Annotated in this window: 20 protein-coding genes and 1 pseudogene; 13 read left to right on the top strand and 8 right to left on the bottom strand. The window is 69.0% G+C overall.

Annotated features, from left to right (window positions below; translation table 11 throughout):
• Window positions 1–22: 22 nt before the first annotated feature.
• Together AWC08_RS02105 and AWC08_RS34825 are read left to right on the top strand one after the other, a co-directional pair.
• Complete coding sequence (locus AWC08_RS02105; protein WP_065133666.1) at window positions 23–319, top strand: hypothetical protein; 297 nt, start codon at window positions 23–25, stop codon at window positions 317–319.
• On the top strand, window positions 320–1501 hold the full coding sequence (locus AWC08_RS34825) for a hypothetical protein (protein ID WP_142283371.1): 1182 nt from the start codon (window positions 320–322) through the stop codon (window positions 1499–1501). It begins immediately after the preceding gene.
• Between the two features lie 54 nt (window positions 1502–1555).
• On the opposite strand, the gene AWC08_RS02095 is transcribed toward AWC08_RS34825, so the two are convergent.
• From AWC08_RS02095 to AWC08_RS02075, 5 genes and pseudogenes are all read right to left on the bottom strand, one after another.
• The gene (locus tag AWC08_RS02095; RefSeq protein WP_065133668.1) at window positions 1556–2044 is read right to left on the bottom strand and encodes a hypothetical protein; all 489 of its coding nucleotides are present in this window, start codon (window positions 2042–2044) and stop codon (window positions 1556–1558) included.
• Between the two features lie 67 nt (window positions 2045–2111).
• A complete protein-coding gene (locus AWC08_RS02090; RefSeq protein WP_069433631.1) occupies window positions 2112–2585 on the bottom strand; it encodes a hypothetical protein in 474 nt (157 codons plus the stop codon).
• A 27-nt stretch (window positions 2586–2612) separates the two neighbouring features.
• Window positions 2613–3254 carry a Maf family protein gene (locus tag AWC08_RS02085; RefSeq protein WP_069433632.1) on the bottom strand — a complete coding sequence of 214 codons (642 nt, stop codon included), beginning with the start codon at window positions 3252–3254 and terminating at the stop codon, window positions 2613–2615.
• A pseudogene (locus tag AWC08_RS02080) lies at window positions 3251–3466 on the bottom strand (acyl-CoA carboxylase subunit epsilon); the annotation flags it as partial. The gene AWC08_RS02085 and the pseudogene AWC08_RS02080, both read right to left, overlap by 4 nt.
• A gap of 59 nt (window positions 3467–3525) precedes the next feature.
• Complete coding sequence (locus tag AWC08_RS02075) at window positions 3526–5166, bottom strand: acyl-CoA carboxylase subunit beta (RefSeq protein ID WP_065133672.1); 1641 nt, start codon at window positions 5164–5166, stop codon at window positions 3526–3528.
• A gap of 63 nt (window positions 5167–5229) precedes the next feature.
• On the opposite strand from AWC08_RS02075, the gene AWC08_RS02070 reads away from it, so the two are divergent.
• The 4 genes from AWC08_RS02070 (at window position 5230) to AWC08_RS02055 (ending at window position 10037) form a co-directional block, all read left to right on the top strand.
• A complete protein-coding gene (locus AWC08_RS02070) occupies window positions 5230–6810 on the top strand; it encodes an FAD-binding protein (protein ID WP_069433633.1) in 1581 nt (526 codons plus the stop codon).
• A 102-nt stretch (window positions 6811–6912) separates the two neighbouring features.
• Window positions 6913–8646: a PE family protein gene (locus tag AWC08_RS02065; protein WP_069433634.1), complete on the top strand. Its 1734-nt coding sequence runs from the start codon at window positions 6913–6915 to the stop codon at window positions 8644–8646.
• Between the two features lie 48 nt (window positions 8647–8694).
• Window positions 8695–9507 carry a biotin--[acetyl-CoA-carboxylase] ligase gene (locus AWC08_RS02060; protein WP_069433635.1) on the top strand — a complete coding sequence of 271 codons (813 nt, stop codon included), beginning with the start codon at window positions 8695–8697 and terminating at the stop codon, window positions 9505–9507.
• Window positions 9508–9518: 11 nt separating this feature from the next.
• On the top strand, window positions 9519–10037 hold the full coding sequence (locus AWC08_RS02055) for a PH domain-containing protein (protein ID WP_065131900.1): 519 nt from the start codon (window positions 9519–9521) through the stop codon (window positions 10035–10037).
• Here AWC08_RS02055 and AWC08_RS02050 read toward each other — a convergent pair.
• Window positions 9992–10693, bottom strand: coding sequence for a GtrA family protein (locus AWC08_RS02050; protein WP_065131901.1), 702 nt, complete (start codon window positions 10691–10693; stop codon window positions 9992–9994). The genes AWC08_RS02055 and AWC08_RS02050 overlap by 46 nt on opposite strands.
• A 99-nt stretch (window positions 10694–10792) precedes the next feature.
• Between AWC08_RS02050 and AWC08_RS02045 the strand changes: the two genes are divergently transcribed.
• The 6 genes from AWC08_RS02045 (at window position 10793) to AWC08_RS02020 (ending at window position 17369) form a co-directional block, all read left to right on the top strand.
• Window positions 10793–12067, top strand: a complete 1275-nt coding sequence (locus tag AWC08_RS02045; RefSeq protein ID WP_069433641.1) for a 5-(carboxyamino)imidazole ribonucleotide synthase — start codon at window positions 10793–10795, stop codon at window positions 12065–12067.
• A 100-nt stretch (window positions 12068–12167) separates the two neighbouring features.
• A complete protein-coding gene (gene purE / locus AWC08_RS02040; protein ID WP_174900749.1) occupies window positions 12168–12689 on the top strand; it encodes a 5-(carboxyamino)imidazole ribonucleotide mutase in 522 nt (173 codons plus the stop codon).
• 21 nt (window positions 12690–12710) lie between these two features.
• Window positions 12711–13880, top strand: a complete 1170-nt coding sequence (locus AWC08_RS02035) for an acyl-CoA dehydrogenase (protein ID WP_069433637.1) — start codon at window positions 12711–12713, stop codon at window positions 13878–13880.
• 254 nt (window positions 13881–14134) lie between these two features.
• On the top strand, window positions 14135–15325 hold the full coding sequence (locus AWC08_RS02030; protein WP_069433638.1) for a PP2C family protein-serine/threonine phosphatase: 1191 nt from the start codon (window positions 14135–14137) through the stop codon (window positions 15323–15325).
• Window positions 15326–15399: 74 nt separating this feature from the next.
• Window positions 15400–16932, top strand: a complete 1533-nt coding sequence (locus AWC08_RS02025; RefSeq protein WP_083271136.1) for a sensor histidine kinase — start codon at window positions 15400–15402, stop codon at window positions 16930–16932.
• Window positions 16929–17369, top strand: a complete 441-nt coding sequence (locus AWC08_RS02020) for a response regulator (protein WP_065135580.1) — start codon at window positions 16929–16931, stop codon at window positions 17367–17369. Before AWC08_RS02025 ends, AWC08_RS02020 begins: the two co-directional genes overlap by 4 nt.
• Here the strand turns inward: AWC08_RS02020 and AWC08_RS02015 are convergent.
• Complete coding sequence (locus AWC08_RS02015) at window positions 17355–19583, bottom strand: SulP family inorganic anion transporter (protein ID WP_065135579.1); 2229 nt, start codon at window positions 19581–19583, stop codon at window positions 17355–17357. The genes AWC08_RS02020 and AWC08_RS02015 overlap by 15 nt on opposite strands.
• A 310-nt stretch (window positions 19584–19893) precedes the next feature.
• Here AWC08_RS02015 and AWC08_RS02010 point away from each other — a divergent pair, with 310 nt between their 5' ends.
• The gene (locus AWC08_RS02010) at window positions 19894–20556 is read left to right on the top strand and encodes a TetR/AcrR family transcriptional regulator (RefSeq protein ID WP_065135578.1); all 663 of its coding nucleotides are present in this window, start codon (window positions 19894–19896) and stop codon (window positions 20554–20556) included.
• Here the strand turns inward: AWC08_RS02010 and AWC08_RS38910 are convergent.
• Window positions 20553–23405, bottom strand: a 2853-nt coding sequence (locus AWC08_RS38910) for a PGRS repeat-containing protein (protein WP_419196904.1), incomplete at its 5' end; no start/stop codon positions are given. The genes AWC08_RS02010 and AWC08_RS38910 overlap by 4 nt on opposite strands.

Below are 23405 nucleotides of genomic sequence, written 5' to 3'. Positions count from 1 at the left end.
TCCGTCATTTAACTTCCGCAGGATGGGCGCCGAGGTGCGGGTTGACATTCATCAGCTGAAAGCCGCGGCCGGGCGCTGGAGCGGATGGAATAGTGAATTGGCCGCCCCTGCGGCGCCTTGGCCAGGCCAGGCGTTTCAGCCTACGACGGCTGCGGTGGTCGGTGTGCATGCTGCGGTTGACCTTGCCGAGACCATTCTGGCCGACCGCACAGGCGCCACGGTCGGGTTGGTGGCGGCGGGTGTTGATCACTATGTCGAGAACGAGGATTCCGCTGCGGGAAAACTGGCGGGAGTGGTGCACCCGACGGTGGTGTCGTAATTGGCGCCCACCCTGTCGGAGATAAGCGCATGGGACACCGAACATCTCATCGCGGCGGCCCGGCACTGGACCACGACCGCCGACCGGTGGGAAGACGTTTTCCTGGACATGCGAAACGAAGCCCACTTCCTCGTATGGGAGGGCGCTGGCGGTGAAGGATTGCGACAACGAACTAGTGACGACCTGTCAATCGTCAGCGGCAAAGTCGACCAGCTTCGTCAGGCGAGTGCGGTCGCCAGAGACGGGGCCGGATGTATTGGTGCAGCTCATCGGAGGGTCATCTACGCCATTGAGGACGCCCGCGACGGGGGCTTCCAGGTCATTGAAAATCTCTCCGTCACCGATACCCGAATCAGCCCCACGGCGGCAGAGCGCGCGTATCGACAGACCGAGGCAACAGCTTTCGCGAGCGAGATCCGGCAACGTGCTACCCAGCTCGTCGACATCGAAAAACAAGTGGCCGGCAGAATTACCGCCGCTGCAGCGGGAATCGCCACAACGGACTTTCCGACAACAGATCACCAATTCGCGCCGCGAATCCAATCCGTCGACCAGCACACCTTCAAACAAGATCCACCCCCGCCGCCCGGGCCGCCGGGCGATCCGTTCGCGGGGTGGACTGACGAGCAGATGGCCCAAGTTGCAACGGAAATCGCGCACGGGCATGCCTTGAAACATTTCCCCGATTTATCCCCGCGAGACCTGGCCAGATTGATCTACGACGGGATGAAGGATCCGAACACTCGTGTCGCGACGAGCATCGACTCCGGTGGTCTAGCGCTGTTGCGGCCTGACGGCACCGTGATCTTCATCAATCCGCACGATGGCGACTACGGAACCGCTTACCGACCTACACCGACTCCCACCAGTACGTGGCGGACTCCGCTTGAGTACTTCGAGCAGCAGACCAGATCGATGGTGCCGATTGCCCCTCCAACGCGGGGACGACTACCGCCGCTGACGCCAGGCGAAATGTCGCCGCCCGCAGCCCCGCCCAGGGTCGAGCCCCCGCCAGCGCCTCGATCAGCGCCCCAGCCCAAAGGCGGCGGAGGTCCTGCCCTACCCGGCGGACCAGCCACGCCCCTCGGGCCGCATGTCGTGCACCCGCCGCACAGCATTCCTCACCACTTGCCGATTCTTGGTGAAGACGACCCATGGGAGAATTATCAGGACTTTCAATAGGCTTGTAGCAGTTGACTGTTCGCCATTGTCACGGTCGAGTGCGCTGGGCGGTGTTCAAAGCCCAGGAGGATACTGGCGACCCTGCTGTTCCAGGCGCACCGCCTCCGCCCACCGTTGACGTTCATCAATTTCCGCGGCGGTCGCGGTACGACCACCGTTCGGAAACAGCAGCTTGGCCCGGTCGTAGCCGCCGATCTTGTCGCGCCGCTGCAGACGGCGTAGCAAGCCCAGCGCCTCGTTGTCGGAAAACCCGGTGACAGTAGCGAAGTCCAAACCGGCACCGACCAAGTCACTGGCCCAACTGATTTCGGTTAAGAACAGCACGCGCGCCCAGTCCAAGTCAGTCAACGCCTCGTGCTTTTGAAGAGCGCGGTCGAGACGAACCGCGAGTTCGCCGAACTCCTCCCACCTCGACAAGCCGAGAATCTGAAATGGGAACGGCGCGTCCGACGCAGACCCGTCCCACTGCCGCAGCGCCTGCTGAATGAACTCGCGCTCCCTGTCGGTCAATTCGATCGACACCAAGTCGGCAGGCTTTCTCATCGCCTCGATGGTACGGCCCGTACGCCACCACGAAAACTCAGCTCGGGGCCACGCTCGGGGGCCCTGTTCACAGCCCAGGGGGATACCGGCGGCCCCGCTGCTCCTCGATGATCTTCTCGCTCTCGCGTTTCCATTCTTCGACTGGGCGATGCCGGCCGCGGCCCGGAAACAGGGCATCGGCGTACTTCATGCCGCCAATCTTGCGCTGCAGACCACGGAGCAAGCCCAGCGCCTCAGTGTCGGTAAACCCGCTAACGGTGGAGAAGTCGAGGGCCGCGCCGACAAGACTACTGGCCCATGAACATTCGGCGAGATAGAGGACACGCGCCCAGTCCAGGACAGACAGCGACTGGCGTCCAGTGACGGCCTGAGCAAGCCGCTCGGTAAGAACGTCGAACTCGCTCCATTCAGACAAACCCAAGACTTGAATGGGAAAGGGCTTCCATGCGGCCGTGTTCTGCCATTCCTGCAGAGCCTGCCCGATGAAAGCGCGCTCTCTCTCGGTCAGATCAATTGCCACCAATTCACCAGAATTCGCCATCGGGTCGATCGTACGGCCGTCGCCCCTTCAGGCGACGTTTCCTGCCCACAGGTCAGTCACCGACAACCCGCAGCGGGCCAGCAGCGAGCGCAGTAGCGGCAGGCTCACCCCGATCACGGTCGACGGGTCGCCGTCCACGCCGTCGATGAACCAGCCGCCCAGGCCGTCCAGTGTGAACGCTCCGGCCACCCGCAACGGTTCGCCGCTGGCCAGGTAAGCCTCCAGGTCGGAATCCGACGGCGTGCCGAAATGCACTGTGGTGATCGACGTTTGAGCCTCCACCCGCACGACGTCGTGGTCGCGGAGCTGAATCAGGCAATGCCCCGTGTGCAGTTGCCCGGCGCGCCCGGCCATCGACCGCCACTGCCGGCGGGCGTCGTCGGTCGACGCCGGCTTACCGCACAACTGACCGTTTAGGTACAGCATCGAATCGCAGCCCAGCACAACGCAATCCGCGGTCACGTGCTGGTCGCCGAGCATCCCGGCCACGTGTTCGGCCTTCGCGCGGGCGAGTGTGCGCACCACCTCATCGGGCGCGGCGTCAGGACCCATCGCCGCGATGAGCCCGTCCTCGTCGAGGCCGGAGACCCGCACCAGCGGTTCGACGCCCGCTTGACGCAGCACCTTGAGCCGGCCCGAAGAGGCCGACCCGAGCACCAGCCGCGTCATTGCCGCATGTGCGTCATTTCCTGCAGCGTGATGCGCTGCCAGCTGTGCATGGGATAGCGCAGCTTGTCCACCGGCAGCCCCCACCGGCTGGGCTCGGGCAGTGCCGGCTCGGGTGCGTGGCCGATGGTGCCCAGCACAGCGACCAGCGCGGCCAATTCCTGGTGGGTGGGGTGTCCCCGCAGGATCTGCAGGTGCGGCTCGTGCGGGTGCGGTGCCTGCGCCTCGACGGCTTCACTCGCCTCGCTCACGTCGGTCACGTCAATGTCCTCGCTCACAGGGGAATGTTCCCGTGCTTCTTCGGCGGCGTCTGCGCGATCTTGCGTTCCAGCAGCCGCAGTGCCGTCCCGATGTACCCGCGGGTGTGCGACGGCGGGATCACCGCGTCGACGTAGCCGCGCTCGGCGGCGATATACGGGTTGACCAGCGTGTCCTCGTATTCCTGCTGCAACTGCAACCGCAGCGCGTCCACGTCCTCGCCGTTCTTGGCGGCCTCGGCCAATTGCTGGCGGTACACGAACCCGACTGCACCCGAGGCGCCCATCACCGCGATCTGCGCCGTCGGCCAGGCCAGGTTGACGTCACACCCCATGTCCTTGGACCCCATGACGCAGTAGGCGCCGCCGTAAGCCTTGCGGGTGATGACGGTGATCTTGGGGACGGTGGCCTCGCCGTAGGCATACAGCAGCTTGGCGCCGCGCCGGATGATGCCGTTGTACTCCTGGCCAGTGCCCGGCAGGAAGCCCGGAACGTCCACCAGCATGACGATCGGGATGTTGAAGCAGTCGCAGGTCCGGACGAATCGCGCCGCCTTCTCCGAGGCGTTGATGTCCAGGCAGCCCGCGAACTGGGTGGGCTGGTTGGCGACCAGCCCGACCGGCCGTCCGTCGACGCGCCCGAACCCCACCACAATGTTCTGCGCGTAACCCGCCTGGATCTCCAGGAACTCGTCGTCGTCGAGGATCCGGGTGATCACCTCGTGGATGTCGTAGGGCTGGTTCGGCGAGTCCGGGATCAGGGTGTCCAACTCCAGGTCCTCGTCGGTGAGGTTGTCCTCGATCGCCCCGACCGGAACGGGGAAGGGTTCACGCGGGGCGTCGGTGGCGTTGTTGGGCGGCAGGTAGCTCAGCAGGTCGCGCACCCAGTCGAAGGCGTCCTGCTCGCCGGAAGCCACGTAGTGCAGCGTCCCAGACTTGGCCATGTGCGTGTGGGCGCCGCCGAGTTCCTCCATGGTGACGTCTTCGCCGGTGACGGTCTTGATGACGTCGGGACCGGTGATGAACATCTGGCTGGTCTGGTCGACCATGATCACGAAGTCGGTCAGGGCGGGGGAGTACACGTGCCCGCCGGCCGCGGCGCCCATGATCAGCGAGATCTGCGGGATGACGCCCGACGCGAGGATGTTGTTGCGGAAGATCCGGCTGTACAGGCCCAGGGAGACGACGCCCTCCTGGATGCGGGCGCCGGCGCCGTCGTTGATGCCGATCAGGGGTCGGCCGGTCTTGATGGCCAGGTCCTGCACCTTGACGATCTTCTCGCCGTACACCTCACCGAGGCTGCCGCCGAACACGGTGGCGTCCTGGCTGAAGATGCACACGTCGCGCCCGTCGATGGTGCCGTAACCGGTGACCACACCGTCGCCGACCGGACGGTTCTTCTCCAGGCCGAAGTTGGTGCTGCGGTGCTTGGCCAGCGCATCCAGCTCGACGAACGAGTCCTCGTCGAGCAGCGCGGTAATGCGCTCGCGGGCCGTCAGCTTGCCCTTGGCGTGTACCTTGTCGACGGCGGCCTCACCGACCGGGTGCAGCGACTCTTCCCTGCGCTTGTGCAGTTCGGCGAGTTTGCCCGCGGTGGTGTGGATATCGATGGTGTGCTCGGCAGCGGGTTCGGCCGTGTGGTCGGCAACGCTTGTCATGGGAGTCGATGTTATCGGCAGCCCTGCCTCGGCCCTTAATGAGCCCTTAAGTAGTCTCCGCTCATGGGCGACCACGCGGCGGTGGACTGGTCAGAGGAACACGATGTCCTGGTCGCCGGGTCCGGCGGAGGAGGGGTCACCGGCGCTTACACCGCCGCCCGCGAAGGCCTCAACGTGCTGCTGATCGAGGCGACCGAGAAGTTCGGGGGCACCACCGCGTACTCCGGCGGCGGCGGCGTGTGGTTCCCGTGCAATCCGGTGCTGCAGCGCGCCGGCAGCTGGAACGGTAGCGAGGACACCATCGAAGACGCGCTCACCTACTACCACGCGGTGGTCGGCGACCGGACACCCCGCGAGCTGCAGGAAACCTTCGTGCGCGGCGGTGCGCCGCTGATCGAATATCTCGAGCAGGATCCCGACCTCAAGTTCGTGCCGCTGCCCTGGCCCGACTACTACGGCAAGGCGCCCAAGGCGCGCCTGGACGGGCAGCGCCACATCGCCGCGAAGCCGCTGAAGGTGGCTGCCGCCCCCGAACTGCGCGACGCCATCCGCGGGCCGCTGGACACCGACCGGCTCGGGGCGCCGACGCCGCCGGACTACTACATCGGGGGCCGGGCGCTGATCGCGCGGTTCCTCAAGGCCATCGGCCAGTATCCCAATGCCGCGCTGCGCCGCGACACGACGCTGGTCGAGCTGGTCGTCACCGACGGCGCCGTCGAGGGCGCCATCGTCGAAACCGGCGGCGAGCGCAGGGCCATCCGCGCCCGCCGCGGAGTATTACTGGCCGCCGGCGGTTTCGAGAACAACGACGACCTACGCCGCCGATACGGCGTGCCCGGCGTCGCGCGCGACACCATGGGTGGTCCCGGCAGCCTCGGCAAGGCCCTGCAGGCGGGCATCGCGGCGGGCGCCGATACCGATCTACTCGATCAGGCGTGGTGGTCGCCGGGGATGACCCATCCCGACGGCCGTTCCGCCTTCGCGCTGTGGTTCACCGGCGGCATCTTCGTCAACCAGGACGGCAACCGGTTCGTCAACGAGTCCCGGGCCTACGACCGCGCCGGCCGCGAGATCATCGCGCAACTGCGGGACGGTTCCCTGACCCTGCCGTACTGGATGATCTACGACGACAAAGAGGGCGAGCGGCCCCCGGTCAAGGCGGCCAACGTCTCCATCGTCGAGACCCAGAAGTACGTCGACGCCGGGTTGTGGCACACCGCCGACACCCTCGAGAACCTCGCCGCCAAGATCGGCGTGCCCGGTGATCGGCTGGCGGCGACGGTGGCGCGCTTCAACGACTTCGCGGCCGCCGGCGTCGACGAGGATTTCGGCCGCGGTGACGAGGCCTTCGATCGGGCCTTCTCCCAAGGCGCCTCACCGTTGGTGCCTCTCGACGCGCCGCCCTTTCACGCCGCGGCGTTCGGCATCTCGGATCTGGGTACCAAGGGCGGGCTGCGCACGGATGTCGCCGCCCGCGTGCTCGACACGTCGGGCAACCCGATTGCCGGTCTCTACGCGGCAGGCAACACCATGGCCGCGCCCAGCGGGACGGCGTACCCGGGGGGCGGGAACCCGATCGGCACCAGCATGTTGTTTAGTCACCTGGCCGTGCGGGACATGCTCGCCGCGCGACGGCCTCACTGAATTTAAACGAAACAGCGGGTTTGATACGCCCGGTTGAGTACCGTTTTATACGCCGTATCGGGCTGCGGCAGCAATGGGTGGTGCTTCAACCAGGGGTAGCTGATGTCCTTTGTGAACGTGGTCCCGGAGGCGGCGCTGGCGGCGGCGGGCGAGCTGTCGACACTCGGTCAAACAATAAGCAGGGCGGGTGCGGCGGCCGCGGCGCCCACGACGGCGATTTTGGCTGCGGCCGAAGACGAGGTGTCGGCGGCGATCGCGGCCTTGTTCGGGGCGCACGCGCGAGCGTATCAAGCGCTCAGCGGGCAGGCGGCGCAGTACCACGACCAGTTCGTGGGGGCTTTACGCGGCGGCATCGGCTCCTATGTCGCCACCGAGGCCGCCAACGTCCAGCAGAACCTCTTGACTGCCATCAATGCGCCTTTCCAACAGGAACTGGGACGGCCCTTGATCGGAAACGGCGCCGATGGCCTCCCCGGCACCGGACAGTCCGGGCAGCCCGGTGGGCTGTTGTACGGCAACGGTGGTGCCGGCGGATCCGGGGCAGCCGGCCAGGCGGGGGGTGCTGGCGGGTCGGCCGGGTTGTTCGGCAATGGCGGTGCCGGCGGTGCCGGCGGCAGCGGCACCACGGTCGGAGGGGCCGGAGGCAACGGCGGCTGGTTGTGGGGTAACGGGGGTGCCGGCGGGACCGGCGGGAATGTTGTGGCTGCCCCCGGCCCGACCACGGCTGTCGGCGGTGCCGGCGGCAATGGCGGTCACGGCGGGTGGCTGGGCGGCAACGGCGGAGCCGGCGGCGCCGGTGGGCGCGCGGAGGCCGGGAACGGTCAGAACGGCGGCGTCATTGGTGGTTTCGGGGGCGACGCCACGATCGACCAGCCAAATACGGAGGCTTTCGGCGGGAATGCTGAGGGGGGCAGCTTCGTGGCTGCGGTCACGACGGTTACCGGCGGGGCCGGCGGCCAAGGCGGTAACGCCGGGCTGCTGTGGGGTGACGGTGGATCCGGCGGAACCGGCGGTTCGGCACAGGGTGGCAACGGAGGATCCGGTGGCAGTTCATTGACGATCGGTGGCTCTGCCACTGTGCTCGCTGACGGCAGCACGGCGACTGGCGGCGACGCGACCGCCGGCAGTACCAACGGCGGTGCCATGGTGGTCACTGGCGGGGCCGGTGGAACCGGTGGAGTGGGCGCGCTGCTGTGGGGTGATGGCGGCAGCGGAGGGGCCGGCGGGGCGGCCGCCGGCGGAAATGGCGGGCAGGGCGGCGAGCCGGCGGCCATCGGCGGCGAAGCCGCCACCGCACCCACGACCCCGACCGCGCAGGCGGCTGCCACCGGTGGCCGGGCCGAAGTCGGTGACGCCAACGGTGGTTCGGTGACGGTCACCGGCGGAGCCGGCGGCAGCGGTGGAGCGGGCGGCTTGTTAAAGGGTGACGGGGGCGCCGGAGGCGGCGGGGGAGCCGCGTCTGCAGGCAACGGTGGCCAAGGCGGGAAGCCCATCGCCGGCGGCGGCAACGCATCCGAAGCAGGCGGTGTAGCCAATGGTGGCGATGCCGTGGCCGGCCGGGCCGACGGTGGCGCCGTGACTGTGACAGGCGGGGCGGGTGGACGAGGCGGCGCGGGCGGGGCGTACTGGGGCGAGGGAGGGGCCGGCGGTGCCGGCGGACTCGGAACCGGAGGCGTCGGCGGTGCCGGCGGCAGCCCGGAGGTCACCCCCGGAACCGCTTCGCCGCCCTCCGGCAGCGCGGTGGGCGGCAGTGCCGCGGCCGGGTCGGCCAACGGCGGAAGCGTGACGGCTGGCTCGGGGTCGGCTGGCATCGGCGGCCCGGACGGCCGGTTCTGACACCACGCGAGCGGGCTGGATGCTGGACCAACTCTCTAAGCTGGGCGGATGACCGACGGTGATCAACCCAGGCAGCTCGACGAGGCCGCCCTGCGTGCCCAGGTGATTGGCGACACCTCCTACTGGCGTCGCCTCGACGTCGTCGCACAGACCGGTTCCACCAACGCCGACCTGCTAGCGCGCGCCGCGCACGGCACCGACATCGACGGGCAGGTTCTGATCGCCGAGCACCAGAGCGCCGGGCGTGGGCGCCATGACCGCCAGTGGGCGTCCCCAGGAGAGCAGATCACCATGTCCGTCGGGGTGCGGGTGGACGACGTCCCAACCGCCGGCTGGGGCTGGCTGTCACTGGCCACCGGCCTGGCGGTGGCGGACGCAGTGGCCACCGCCACCACCGTCGAAGCGGGCCTGAAGTGGCCCAACGACGTGCTGGCCGGGCATGGGAAGCTGGCCGGCGTGCTGGCCGAGGTGGCCCAGCCGTTCGCGGTGATCGGGATCGGCCTCAACGTCACCGCGGCGCCGCCGGGAGTGCCCGGCGCGACGTCGTTGCAGGACGAGGGCGTCGGGCAGCCCGACCGCGACGAGCTCATCGGCCGGATCCTGCGCGAACTGGGGGAGCGGATCACCGGCTGGCGGGCGGCCGACGGCGCCGACCCCCGGCTCGCCAGCGACTACCGGGCCCGCAGCCTGACCCTGGGCTCGCGGGTGCGCGCCGAACTCCCCGGTGGCCGGCAGATCACCGGTATCGCGCGCGACATCGACGACCAAGGCCGGCTCTGCCTGGAAACCTGGGACAGCGACGCCGCCAAGTCCGGCGAGACCGTGGTGGTTTCCGCCGGTGACGTGGTGCACCTGCGGTAATCTCGCGCGACATGAGCTACCCGGACAACGCGCTGGCCGCCGGCGAGCAGGTCGTAATTCACCGCCACCCCCACTGGAAGCGGCTGATCCTGCCGGTTCTGACGCTGCTGCTGGTGACGGGCCTGGCGGGGCTCGGCTCGGGATTCGTGAATTCGACGCAGTGGGCGCAGCTCACCAAGAACATCCTGCAGGGTGTCGTCTGGGGGATCTGGCTAATCATCATCGGCTGGCTCACGGTGTGGCCGTTCCTGACCTGGCTGACCACCCACTTCGTCGTCACCAACCGGCGGGTGATGTACCGGCACGGCGTGCTGACCCGCAGCGGCATCGACATCCCGCTGGCGCGGATCAACAGCGTGGAGTTCCGCGACAAGATCCTCGAACGGATGTTCCGTACCGGCACGCTGATCATCGAGTCGGCGTCGCAGGACCCGCTGGAGTTCTACAACATTCCGCGGCTACGCGAGGTGCACGCGCTGCTGTATCACGAAGTCTTCGACACCCTGGGCTCGGAAGAGTCGCCCAGCTGAGCTGACCCGGGCGCGGCCAGCCGGCCGGTGCCCTTGCCGCGGCGGTTGCGCCAGGACTTGAGCAGCGTGACGTTGCCTTCTTCCAAGCCGCCTTCTTCCAGCGCGTCTTCGAAGACCTCGGCGATCCCGCCGGCCGTCAGCGCCGATTCCAGCGCCTTGTCCGGGTTGCGCGCGAACTGGTCGGGGAACACCCAGCGCCGGAACGCCCAGAACCGGAAGGCCATCTGCAACAGGTTGCCGATGATGTATGCCGACAGGAAGTCGGCCAAGTTCTCCACCGTCAGGGTGACGTTCGGCACCCGCAGTTGCAGCACGTAGCTGGAGAACCACAGCGGCGCCATGCTCAACAGCACGCCGACGCCGCTGAACGCGAAGAACAGCAAGGCCTCGTGGTGGCGCTCACGGCCGCCGCGGTCCCGGAAGCTCCATTCCCGGTTCAGCACGTAGGACGCGATGACGGCGACGATCCCGGCGATCACCTTCGCGGTGACCGGCTTCGGTTCGAGAATTGTGAGCTTCAGCGTGTAGAAAATGGCCGAGTCGATGATGAATGTGGTGCCGCCGACGATGGCAAATTTGATCAGCTCGTGGTGGCGCATCGCAAAGGGTTGAACCACCCCGGGGAGGCGCGCAATTGTGGCATCGGCAAAGGACACAGCACGCCAGTCTACGGACGATCTCGAATTCGGCGCAAAATGGTACATAACGATTTGGTACGAGAGCCGGAAAACACGCCGGTCAGGTGCCGTGACAACATGATGGCCGTGCCGAGACCCCGTACCCCGCTGGTGGCCATGGTCGGCGGTGGGCAACTTGCCCGGATGACCCATCAGGCCGCGATCGCGCTCGGGCAGAGCTTGCGCGTGCTGGCTAACACCACCGACGAGCCGGCCGCGCAGGTCAGCCCGGACGTGGTGGTCGGCTCGCACACCGATCTGGAAGACCTGCGCCGGGTGGCCGCCGGCGCCACCGCGCTGACCTTCGACCATGAGCACGTGCCCACCGAACTGCTGGAGAAGCTGGTCGCCGAGGGTGTCAACGTGCTGCCGCCGCCCGAAGCGCTGGTGCATGCTCAGGACAAGCTGGTGATGCGCCGGCGTTTGGCGGCTCTGGGCGCCCCCGTGCCGCGCTACCTCGGCATCGAAGAACCGGACGCTCTCGGTGAGCTGGACGCATTCGCGGCGGAGATCGGCGGCCCGCTGGTGGTCAAGGCGGCGCGCGGTGGCTACGACGGGCGCGGCGTGCAGATGGCACGTGATCTTGCCCACGCCCGCGACATCGCGGGCGAATACCTGGCCGGCGGCGTGTCGGTGCTGGTCGAGGAGCGCGTATCGCTGCGTCGCGAGCTATCGGCGCTGGTCGCCCGCTCGCCGTTCGGCCAGGGCGCGGCGTGGCCCGTGGTGGAAACTGTGCAGGAGAACGGCATCTGCGTGCAGGTGATCGCGCCGGCGCCGGATCTGGTGGCGGACGTCGCGGCCGAGGCGCAGCAGCTCGCGTTGCGCCTAGCTGGGGAACTGGGCGTGGTGGGGGTGCTGGCGGTCGAGTTGTTCGAGACCACGGGGAGCGCTGGTGGGCCCCTCCTAATCAATGAGCTCGCGATGCGGCCACACAACTCCGGCCACTGGACCATGGACGGGTCCCGGACCAGCCAGTTCGAACAGCACCTGCGGGCGGTGCTGGACTACCCGCTGGGCGACACCGACGCCACCGTGCCGGTGACGGTGATGGCCAACGTCCTGGGTGCGGCCCAGACACCGCAGATGAGCGTCGACGAACGGCTGCACCACCTGTTCGCCCGGATGCCTGACGCGCGCGTACACCTCTACGGCAAGACCGAACGACCCGGCCGCAAAGTGGGGCACATCAACTTCCTCGGCACGCACGCCGACGGGCCGCACGACCTCGCCGAGCTGCGCCAACGGGCCGAGCTGGCCGCACACTGGTTGTCCCACGCGCAATGGATGGACGGATGGGATCCGCACGCCGGCGACGATGCAGAGCGCAGCGATGAGGAGGAGCGGCGTCAATGACCACGCCGGCGACGATGCAGAGCGCAGCGATGAGGAGGAGCGGCGTTAATGAGTACGCCGGCGACGATGCAGAGCGCAGCGATGAGGAGGAGCGGCGTCAATGACCATGACTGAGCAACCCCGGGTGGGCGTGATCATGGGCAGCGACAGCGACTGGACGGTGATGCAGGACGCCGCCGTCGCGCTGGCTGAATTTGACGTCACTTTCGAGGTCCGGGTGGTCTCCGCGCACCGCACTCCCGAGGTGATGTTCGACTACGCGCGTCAAGCGGCCGGTCGGGGCATCGAGGTGATCATCGCGGGGGCGGGCGGCGCCGCCCACCTGCCCGGCATGGTGGCCTCCGCGACGCCCCTGCCGGTCATCGGGGTGCCGGTACCGTTGGCCCGGCTCGACGGCCTGGATTCGCTGCTGTCGATCGTGCAGATGCCCGCCGGTGTACCCGTGGCCACCGTCTCGATCGGCGGGGCCCGCAACGCCGGTCTGCTGGCGGTGCGGATGCTGGGATCGGCGGACCCGGAACTACGGGCGCGCATTGTCGCGTTTCAGAATCAGCTGGCCGAGACCGTGCGAGCCAAGGATGCGGAACTGCAGAGACTTGCGGGTAAGTTAGCCCGCGAATAGGGAAAGAGGAGGCTGGCGAAGATGGCTGGTTGGGCCGGAGACGCGTCGTTCGATTTGTTCCAGTTGCCGGAGGAACACCAGGAGTTGCGGGCGGCGATCCGCGGGCTGGCGGAAAAGGAGATCGCCCCGCACGCGGCGGACGTGGACGAGAATTCCCGGTTCCCGCAAGAGGCACTGGATGCGCTCAATGCATCCGGCTTCAACGCCGTGCACGTGCCCGAGGAGTTCGGCGGTCAGGGCGCGGACTCGGTGGCGGCCTGCATCGTCATCGAGGAGGTGGCGCGTGTCGACGCGTCGGCTTCGCTGATTCCCGCGGTCAACAAGCTGGGCACCATGGGGCTCATTTTGCGCGGTTCCGACGACCTGAAGAAGCAGGTGCTGCCCTCGATCGCGGACGGGTCGGCGATGGCCTCCTACGCGCTGAGCGAACGCGAGGCTGGCTCGGACGCGGCGTCCATGCGCACCCGGGCCAAGGCCGACGGCGACGACTGGATTCTCAACGGCGCCAAGGCGTGGATCACCAACGGCGGCAAGTCGTCCTGGTACACCGTGATGGCGGTGACCGACCCGGACAAGGGCGCGAACGGCATCTCGGCGTTCATGGTTCACATCGACGACGAGGGCTTCACCGTCGGCCCCAAGGAACGCAAGCTCGGCATCAAGGGCTCGCCAACCACGGAGCTGTACTTCGAGAACTGCCGGATTCCGGGCGACCGGATGATCGGCGAGCCCGGCACCGGGTTCAAGACGGCGTTGGCCACCCTCGACCACACCCGGCCGACGATCGGCGCTCAGGCCGTCGGCATCGCCCAGGGCGCGCTGGACGCCGCGATCGCCTACACCAAGGACCGCAAGCAGTTCGGGCAGTCGATCAGCGACTTCCAGGCGGTGCAGTTCATGATCGCCGACATGGCGATGAAGGTGGAGGCCGCGCGGTTGATGGTCTACTCCGCGGCCGCACGCGCCGAGCGGGGCGAAGGAAACCTGGGCTTCATCTCGGCGGCGTCGAAGTGCCTGGCGTCGGATGTGGCCATGGAGGTCACCACCGACGCGGTGCAGCTGTTCGGCGGCGCCGGCTACACCGCCGACTTCCCGGTCGAGCGGATGATGCGCGACGCGAAGATCACTCAGATTTACGAAGGCACCAACCAGATTCAGCGCGTGGTGATGTCACGGGCGCTGTTGCGCTGAATGCACGTCAGGTATACGTCATACACTTTCCTCAACTGGGGAGAAAACCCCAGCCCAACCGCCTAGTATCCAGCTGACGACCAAGTCCCCGCGATTGAGCAGCCAGTCGGGGTGGCAATGAACGCGCAGGGCCGGTGTCGGTGAACTCGCCGTCGCCGTCGCGCTGTCGTGCCGCTCAGAAGTTTCCCACTGCCCAGGGGGTGTGAGGTGATTGACGCAGTCGCGCCTGCGCACCCAAGAGTGACAGGTTCTTCATGACGGTGGCTGGTCCGCTAGACCCGGCAGCGAGTTGGCAATCGCTGTCTTTGCTGTTGGTCGAGGACGACCGCGCCGACGCCGTGCTCGTCGAGGAACTGATCGCCGACACCGTGGCCGACATCGAGGTGGTGTGGGCGCAGTCCCTCGAGCACGCTGAACGCCAGCTCGCTTGCGCCCGACCCGACTGCGTCCTGCTCGATCTGAACCTTCCCGACGCCAACGGCATCGACGCGTTGGACCGCATCCTCAAGAGCGACGCCACCGTGCCGATCGTGGTGCTCACCGGACTGAACGACGAATATTTCGGCGCCTCGGCGGTGGCCGCCGGTGCGCAGGACTATCTGGTCAAGGGCCGCGTCGAACCGGAGATGCTGCGCCGCGCACTGTTCTACGCGATCGAACGCAAGCGTGCCGAGTTGATCGCCGCCGACCTGCGCGCCAGCCAGCTGCGGGCCCGGGAGAACGCGCTGCTCGAGCGGGGCCTGTTGCCGTCCCCGTTGCTGCTGGACGACCCCGGCGTCGACATCGTGGCCCGGTACCGGCCGAGCCGGGAGAACGCCCTGTTGTGCGGCGACTTCTACGACGTGGTGCAGACGCCCGACCGGGTCACCCACGTGCTGATCGGCGACGTCGCCGGACACGGGCCGGACGAGGCCGCGCTCGGTGCGGCACTGCGAATCGCTTGGCGCACACTGACATTCGCCGGTATACACGGGATGGAACAGATGCGTCAGCTGGACCGGGTGCTCAACGCCGAACGTGCCGAGAACGGCGTCTTCGCCACCGTGCTGAGCCTGGCGATCCCGGCGGAAGGCTCGGTCACCGCCACCCGCGCGGGCCACCCCGGGCTGTTGCTGCACGGCCCGGGTTCGGTGGATTGGATCGAACCCCCGTACGGTCCGGCGCTGGGACTCCGTGGCGGAGACTGGCCACAACACCAGCTGGAGATCCCGGCCGGTCACGGGTTGCTGCTGCTCACCGACGGGCTCTTCGAGGGCTACGCGGGCCGGGGTGCGCGACGGCTGGGCGAAGACGGGTTGCTGGCGCTGGCGCGTGGGCACGCGGGGCTGGCCGGTGCGGCTTTCGTCGATGCGCTCATCGACGGGGCTCAGGAGCTGGCGCAGCCCCAGGGCGGGCTCACCGACGACATTGCGGTGTTGCGGGTGGAGCGGACCGGCCGCTCGTGAGAACGGACGCGTCGGGTTCCCTGCCGAACAAGCGGCTCACCGTCCGGGGATGGCTGGCATTGGTGCTGTCCACGATGGGGATGCTGGTCCTGCTGGGCGCCGTCATCGGCGCCGTGTTGCTGGACCGCACCGACAAGCTGGCGCGCGAGCTCCGGGATGAGATCCAGCCGTCGCGCGTGTCGGCGTACCAGTTGCAGTCGGCGCTGCGGGATCAGGAGACGGGGCTGCGCGGATACCTCATCTCGGCTGACCGGCAGTTTCTCGGCCCGTACTACGAGGGCGTGGCCGCCGAACGGCTGGCTGCAGAGGAACTCCGGGGGCGGCTCGCCAAGCGTCCCGACCTGGCTGCGGACCTGGATGCCATCGAAACCACCGCCGCCAACTGGCGCCGTGACTATGCCGAGCCGCTCATCGGGCGCGTGACCCCGAACACCCCCACGGTCGTCCCCGGCGCGACGGCGGCGCTGGGCAAGGCCGAATTCGACTACATCCGACAACTTTTCGCCACCCAGAACGACCACCTCACCGCGGCCCGCGAAACGGGCGCCGCCAAGCTCATGCGCATGAACGGCTGGCGCGACCGCGTCCTGGGCGCCATGGTTCTCATCTTCGTTGCCACGGCTGCACTGCTGGGCGTGCTGGTGCAGCGTGCGGTCACCCGTCCGCTGGGCAGACTGGCCGCGGCGTGCCGGCAGATCACCGACGGCCACTTCACCGACGTCATCGAGCCGCCGCGCCGGCCGGCGGATATCCGGGGCATCGCCGTGGACGTGGAGAACATGCGGCAGCGGATCGTGGCCGAACTGGAGGCCTCGCAGTCGGCTCAAGTGCAACTGGATGAGCAGGCGGACGAGCTGCGCCGGTCCAATGCCGAACTAGAACAGTTCGCCTACGTCGCTTCCCACGATCTGCAGGAACCGCTGCGCAAGGTGGCGTCGTTCTGTCAGCTGTTGGAGAAGCGCTACGGCGACAAGCTCGACGAACGCGGCATTCAATACATCGAGTTCGCCGTCGACGGCGCCAAGCGCATGCAGGTGCTGATCAACGATCTGCTCAGCTTCTCCCGCGTCGGGCGGCTGAACACCAAGTACACCGAGGTCGAGCTGGAGACGGCGCTGGATTCGGCAGTGGCCAACCTCGCGACGGCGATCGAGGAATCCGGGGCCGAGATCGTTCGCCCGAAGCACCCGCTGCCGCAGGTGTGTGGTGATCCGACGTTGCTGACGATGCTCTGGCAGAACCTCATCGGCAACGCCGTGAAGTTCCGCCGGGAAGACCGCGCCCCGCGCGTCGAGATCGCCGCCCGCCAGGGTGTCGACAATCAGGACGGCAGCTGGGTCTTCAGCGTGTCCGACAACGGCATCGGGATCCCGGAGGAGTTCGTCGGTAAGGTCTTCATCATCTTCCAGCGCTTGCACGGCCGCGACAACTATGGTGGAACCGGGCTGGGGCTTGCGATGTGCAAGAAGATCGTCGAACACCACGGCGGGACCGTGTGGATCGACACCTCTTACACGGATGGGACGCGGTTCGAATTCACGCTGCCCATTGCTGAATCTGAGGCTGAACCCGACGCCGAGGCCATCCCTGAAGGAGCAGACGCATGACATCACCCGGCCGCGCTATCGACATCCTGCTCGTGGAAGACGACCCCGGCGACGAGCTCATCACCCGGGAAGCATTCGAACACAACAAACTCAACAATCGGCTGCACGTGGCGCACGATGGCGAGGAAGGCCTCAACTACCTGTACCGCCGGGGCGCCTACGAGCACGCGCCGCGGCCGGACCTGATCCTGCTCGACCTCAATCTGCCGAAGTATGACGGCCGGCACCTGCTGGAGAAGATCAAGTCCGACCCCGACCTGAGTCGCATCCCGGTCGTCGTGCTGACCACCTCCTCGGCCGAGGAAGACATTCTGCGCAGCTACAAACTGCACGCCAACGCCTACGTCACGAAGCCGGTCGACCTGGACCAGTTCATGAACGCGGTCCGGCAGATCGACGAGTTTTTCGTGCAGGTCGTGCGCCTACCCCAAGGCTGACACCGCTTCGCGGGCCGCTTGCGTGGTGGGCACGATCCCGTGCTCGTTGACTTCGTGCACGTGCACCGTGGCGAAGTCGAAGAAGATGCCGACGACCCGCAGTTGTCCGGTCGCGACCAGCGGCGCCAGCAAGGGATGACGGGTGAGCCGCTCCACCTGGACGGCGACGTTAACGATCGACAGCTGGTCGAGCTCACTGAAAGTGAAACCATTCGATGTGCTGCTGACCCGGGCCGGGTGATTGGCCCGGAATGCACTGAAGCTGTCCTTGGCGTACTGCAGCCACCGACCGATCGGGCGGTCCGCCACCTCGGCGTCGTCGTCGAGCACCACCTGCATGGCGCGGCATGACGAATGTCCGCACACGACAACCGAAGTCACGCCCAGCTGGTTGACCGCGAAGTCCAGCGCGGCGTCCACCGAGCGCTCGGCTGGATTGGTGGGCACCAGATTGCCGACGTTGCGCACGATGTAGAGATCGCCGGGCCGGCTGGCGGTGATGGTGTCCGGCAGGATCCGGGAGTCGGCGCAGGTGAGGAAGAGTGTGTCGGGGTTGGGTGAACCGACCAGTTCGGCAACATGGTGGTGCAGGGCCCCGACGCCGTTGCGGTGGTAATGCCTGACGCCGTCGAGGATCGACGCGTCGGCACCGTCTTTGTTGGTGTCGCGGCGCGACGGCCAGGGCGCCTCGCGCAGCGACCGCGCGGTGTAGTGACGCTTGGGTGGACTGCTGTGTGCGCTCGACAGATTGGCGGGCGACGTCTCGACGATGTGCACCGATCCGCCGGTCGCCTCGTGGGCGGTTTTCCAGTCCGAAATCGCTTCGGAGACCGAGTGATCGATGTAGTCGGCATTGAGGTTGAGGGTGACATCGCTGCCTGGCGGCAGTGTCGACAGCACGTTGGTCAGCCGGGGCAGCAGCAGGAAGCTCAGGGTGCCGTCGATGTCCACGTGCCACCGCTTGGGCTCCCCGCCGATCGGCCGGGCCTCGATGGGCGCACGGACGACGCGCACCAACAGGAAGAGGATGGCGATGGCGAGACCGATCGCCACGCCTTCCAGCAGGTTCAGGAACACCACGCACACGATGGTGATGGCGTAGATCACGAAGTTGCCGGTGCGCACCGCGACCTTGACGTGGGCCAGCTTGATCAGCTGAATCCCGATCACGATCAGCAGCCCGGCCAGCGCGGCCTTCGGGATGAGCTCGACCAGATTGGTCAGCAGCGATGCGAACAGCAGGATCCAGACACCGTGCAGCACCGCCGAGGCGCGGGTGCGGGCACCGGCGGCGACGTTGGTGGAACTACGCACGATGACGCCGGTGACCGGTAGCCCGCCGAGCAGTCCGGAGACGACGTTTGCGCTGCCCTGACCGAGCATCTCGCGGTTGAAGTTGGTGCGCGGTCCGCTGTGCAGCTTGTCGATGCCGACCGCGGAGAGCAGCGACTCGACGCTGGCGATCAGCGCGACCGTCACCACGCCGAGCGCAATGGCGCCGATCTCCTGCGTCCATGGCTGCCCACCCGGCGCCATCGGTGGCAGGTGCGGCAGGCCGATGGCTTCGAAGAAGTTGCCCGACAGTTGGATTCGCTCCACCTGCAGGTCCACCAGCAACGACAGCGCGGTAGCCGCCACGATCGCCACCAGGGCGCCCGGAATGAACCTGACCTTGGGCGGCAGCTTCGGCCACAACAACAGGATCGCGATGACGACGCTGCCGACGATCACTTCATGCAGTTCGTGGTTCAGGATGCCGCTCGGCAGCGCCTCGATATTCGCCCATGCGGAGCTGCGCGACGATCCGCCCAGCAGCACGTGAATCTGCTGCAGCACGATGGTGACGCCGATGCCCGCCAGCATGGCGTGCACCACCACCGGAGCGACGGCGAGCGCGGCACGGGCCACCCGCACCAGGCCCAGCAGGATCTGCACCGCGCCCGCGCAGACGGTGATCACACACGTCATCTCCCAGCCGAACTCGTCAATGAGCCCGGCCACCACCACCGTCAGGCCGGCGGCCGGCCCGCTGACCTGCAGCACCGATCCACCGACCGAGCCGGCGATGATGCCCCCGCTGACCGCCGCGATCAAACCGGCCATCAGCGGCGCCCCGGAGGCGATCGCGATACCCAGTGACAAGGGCAGCGCCACCAGGAATACGACCAAGGACGCAGGGAGGTCGTACCGCAGGTCAGGCAAGATCTTCCGCATGAGACTCCTCGTAGCCGGTCCGCTCAGGCAAACGGACGGGCGTGAACGGGTGGGGTGCATCGGGTGTCCACCGGGCGTCGGCAACCCGGATTCGCCATATATTTGTGATCAGCAAATTCTTTGAATCCCGCAATCGACGTCTGACCAAATCGTCCATGTGGCTCTGGGACATGCGGCAAATCCCACGCCGATTCATTCGCAATTCAAAGAAAGGTTGCCCCCGCGTCGGACTTGCTGTGCGCAACGTTGGGGGTCGGTGAGAGTCCCTCCTCCTGATCTAAGGTGGGTTCGCTGTCTACCGGGAGAGGAAATGGCCACCGACAACTCGCCTAGCCGGATGGACCTGCGCAAGCAGCGCACCCGTGCCGCGCTGATCAAGTCCGCCCAGACGTTCATCGCCGACGGCCAGCTGGAGGTGCCCGTGCAGGACATCTGTCAGGCCGCCGACGTCGGCGTCGGATCGTTTTACAACCACTTCGACAGCAAGGAAGAACTGTTCCAGGCGGCGATCAACGATGTCATCGACGCCCAGGGGACGTTGCTGGACGCGCTGACCGACGCGATCGAGGACCCCGCGGAGCAGTTCGCCGCCCGCTACCGACTGACGGGACGGTTGATCCGGCTGCGCCCCAAGGAAAGCCGGATCGCGGTCACCCTGGGCATGCGGTTGATCATGGCGGAGAAGGGCCTGGGGCCGCGCGGCATCCGCGACATCGGCGCGGCCGCCGCCGCCGGCCGCTTCACGGTGAAAGACCCCGAGCTGGCCATGGTGATCAGTGCGGGTTCGCTACTGGCGCTGGGCGAACTCCTGCATGGCCAGCCGGAGCGCGACGATGCCGAAACGGTCGACGACGTCACCGAAAGCCTGCTCAGGCTGTTCGGGATGCCGGCCGACGAGGCGCAGCGGATCGCCCGATCGCCGCTGCCGGATATCGCGTGGGTCGCCGACGTGGACCTCGACCAGCTGAGCTAACCCGCCTTGCCGGCGATCCCGGCCAGTTTGCCGCCGGTGCCGCCGGAGCCGGCCGTTCCGTCGTCCGCCGCGGCCCCGCCGGTCCCGGCGACGCCGCCGGCCGCTCCGTCGCCGCCGATCCCGACCAGGCTGTCGGCGTTGCCGCCGTTGCCGCCGTTGCCGCCGGCGCCGCTTTGGCTGTTGCTGCCGCCGTTGCCGCCGGCGCCGCCGACCCCGCCGTCTCCGCCGTAGCCGATCAGCCCGAGGGACTGGCCGCCGTTTCCGCCGTTTCCGCCGGCCCCACCCTGACCGTTCGCCAGGCCGGCGTCGCTGCCGTGACCACCGGCTCCGCCGTTGCCGCCGATGCCGCCCAAGCCGACGCCCCCGCCGTCGCCGCCGTTGCCGGCGGCATTGACCGAGCTCACGTTGCCGCCGCGCCCGGCGTCGCCGCCGTTTCCGCCGGCCCCGCCGACGCCCCACAGGTATCCGCCGTGGCCGCCGTCGCCTCCGTCGGTGCCGGCGCCGCCCGCGGCCTGGCTGGGGTTTCCGGACAAATTGAAGGCGCCGCCGCCCGCGCCGCCGGCGCCACCTGCCCCGCCGACACCGATCAGGCCGACATCGCCGCCGGCGCCCGCGGCCCCGGCGCTGCCGCCGGCGATCTGAACACCGAAGCCGGCGACCCCGAAACCGCCATCGCCGCCGTCACCGCCGGCTCCGCCCACACCCCACAGGTATCCGCCGTGGCCGCCGTTACCCGCGGACCCGCCGAGGCCGCCGGTCGCGCCGGTTCCGGCGGTGTAGTAGGTAAGGCCGCCCGCGCCGCCGTCACCGCCGTTGCCGCCCGCGCCGTAGATCAGCCCGGCGTTGCCGCCGGCGCCACCGGTCCCGCCAGCGCCGCCGGCGGTGTCGCTGCCGTCACCGCCCCGCGCACCGCTGCCGCCGTCACCGCCGCTGCCCCACAGCCCGACGGAACCGCCCTGACCCCCGTTACCGCCGCGGCCGGAGAATTCCACCGACCCGCCGTCGCCGCCGTCGCCGCCCACGCCGTAGATGTAGCCGCCGCGCCCGCCCGCGCCCCCGTCAGCGCCGTTCGCGCCGGACGGATTGGAGCCGTCAAGGTTGCCCGCGTTGCCGCCGTCGCCGCCCGCGCCGATCAACCAGCCGGCGTCCGCGCCGCCCCCGCCGGCCGCGCCCGCACCGGCGTCGCCGCCGTTGCCGCCGTTGCCGCCGATGAAGCCGGCGGCCCCGCCGGTGTTGCCGGCCACCCCGGCGGCGAAGGTGTTGCCGCTGTTGCCGCCGTTGCCGATCAGGTATCCGGCCCTCGCGCCCTGGGCGCCGAGCCCACCGTCGAAGCCGTAGGCGCCGGAGGCGCCGTTTCCGCCGGACCCGCCATCGCCGATCAGCAGCCCGGCGCTGCCCGCAGCGCCACCGTTGCCGCCGTCGCCGGTGTCACCGGCCCCGCCGTTGCCGCCGTTGCCGCCGTCGCCGAACAGCACGCCGCCGTTGCCGCCGGCGCCGCCGTTCGCGCCGGCCCCGGCATTTCCGCCGTCGCCGCCGACTCCGTACAGATAGCCGCCGCGACCGCCCGCGGCGCCGGCCGTCCCAGACGCGGAGCTGTCGCCACCGCGGCCGCCGGTGCCAAAGAGCGCTCCGGCGTCCGCACCGGCCGCACCACGTCCACCGCTGCCCCCGGCCCCGCCGTCACCGGCCAGCTGCCCGGCTCTACCGGCGGCGCCGCCGTTGGCCGGGCCGTAGCCGCCGTTGCCGCCATCGCCGAACAGCGTCGCCGACCCGCCCGCCCCGCCGTCGCCGTTGGCGCCGATGTTGCCCGCGGAGCCACCGCCGGCCTTACCCGAGGCGCCCTGTCCGGCGGCGCCACCGTCGCTGCCGGCCCCGCCGGCCCCGCCGCTGCCGAACAACCGTCCGGCGTCCGCGCCGGCCGCGCCCGTCGCGCCATTGCCGCCGTTGCCACCGTCGCCGCCGTAGGTGTTGGTGCCGTTGCCCGCACCGCCGTTCCCGCCACCGCCGCCGAGGCCGCTGCTCCCGCCGGCACCGCCGTCGCCGATCAGCCAGCCGCTGGCCCCGCCGGCGCCGCCCATGGCCCCGTCGCCGCCGTCGCCGCCAGCGCCGCCGAAGCCGGTGCGGCCGGTGTCGAAGTTGCTGTTGGTCGGGGCGCCGGCCCCGCCGTGGCCGCCGCTGCCGCCGCCGCCGCCGACGCCCCCGTCGCCGAACAGCCAGCCCCCGGCACCACCGGCGCCGGCCAAGCCGCCGGCCCCGCCGTCGCCGCCGCCACCTCCTTCAGGACCGGTGCCGCCGCCACCGACGGTGCTGGTGCCGCCGAGGGCGCCGGCCCCGCCGTTGCCGCCGTTCCCGCCACCGCCGCCGGCTCCTCCGGTGCCGTACAGCCGCCCGGCGGCGCCGCCGGTCGCTCCGCTGCCGCCGGCGCCGGCGTTACCCCCGTAGCCGCCCTGCGCACCGACATTGCCGACGCCGCCGGCTCCACCGTCGCCCCCGGCACCGCCACCGCCGCCGGCCCCGCCGGTGCCCAGCAGCCACCCACCGGCGCCGCCGATCGCGCCGCCACCGCCGAGCCCACCGGTGCCGCCGTCGCCACCGCCTCCGACGGCTTCCTGGTCGGTGGCGACGCCGCCGGCCCCGCCGGTTCCGCCGCGGCCGCCCTGGCCACCGGCCCCGCCGTCGCCGAATAGACCCGTGGAGCCGCCGGCGCCGCCCGTTCCACCGGCACCGCCGTTTCCGCCGTCGGCGCCGACGGCGCCCGAATTTCCGCTGACCTCGCCGCCGACGCCGGCCGTACCGCCCCGGCCGCCGGCCCCGCCGGCCCCGCCGTCGCCGTAGAGCCAGCCACCGCT

It is taken from the genome of Mycobacterium gordonae, from assembly GCF_002101675.1.
GTDB classification, from domain to species: Bacteria; Actinomycetota; Actinomycetes; order Mycobacteriales; family Mycobacteriaceae; genus Mycobacterium; species Mycobacterium gordonae.
The sequence above is the reverse complement of the archived record's forward strand: the minus strand, read 5'-3'. Positions and strand labels throughout refer to the sequence as shown.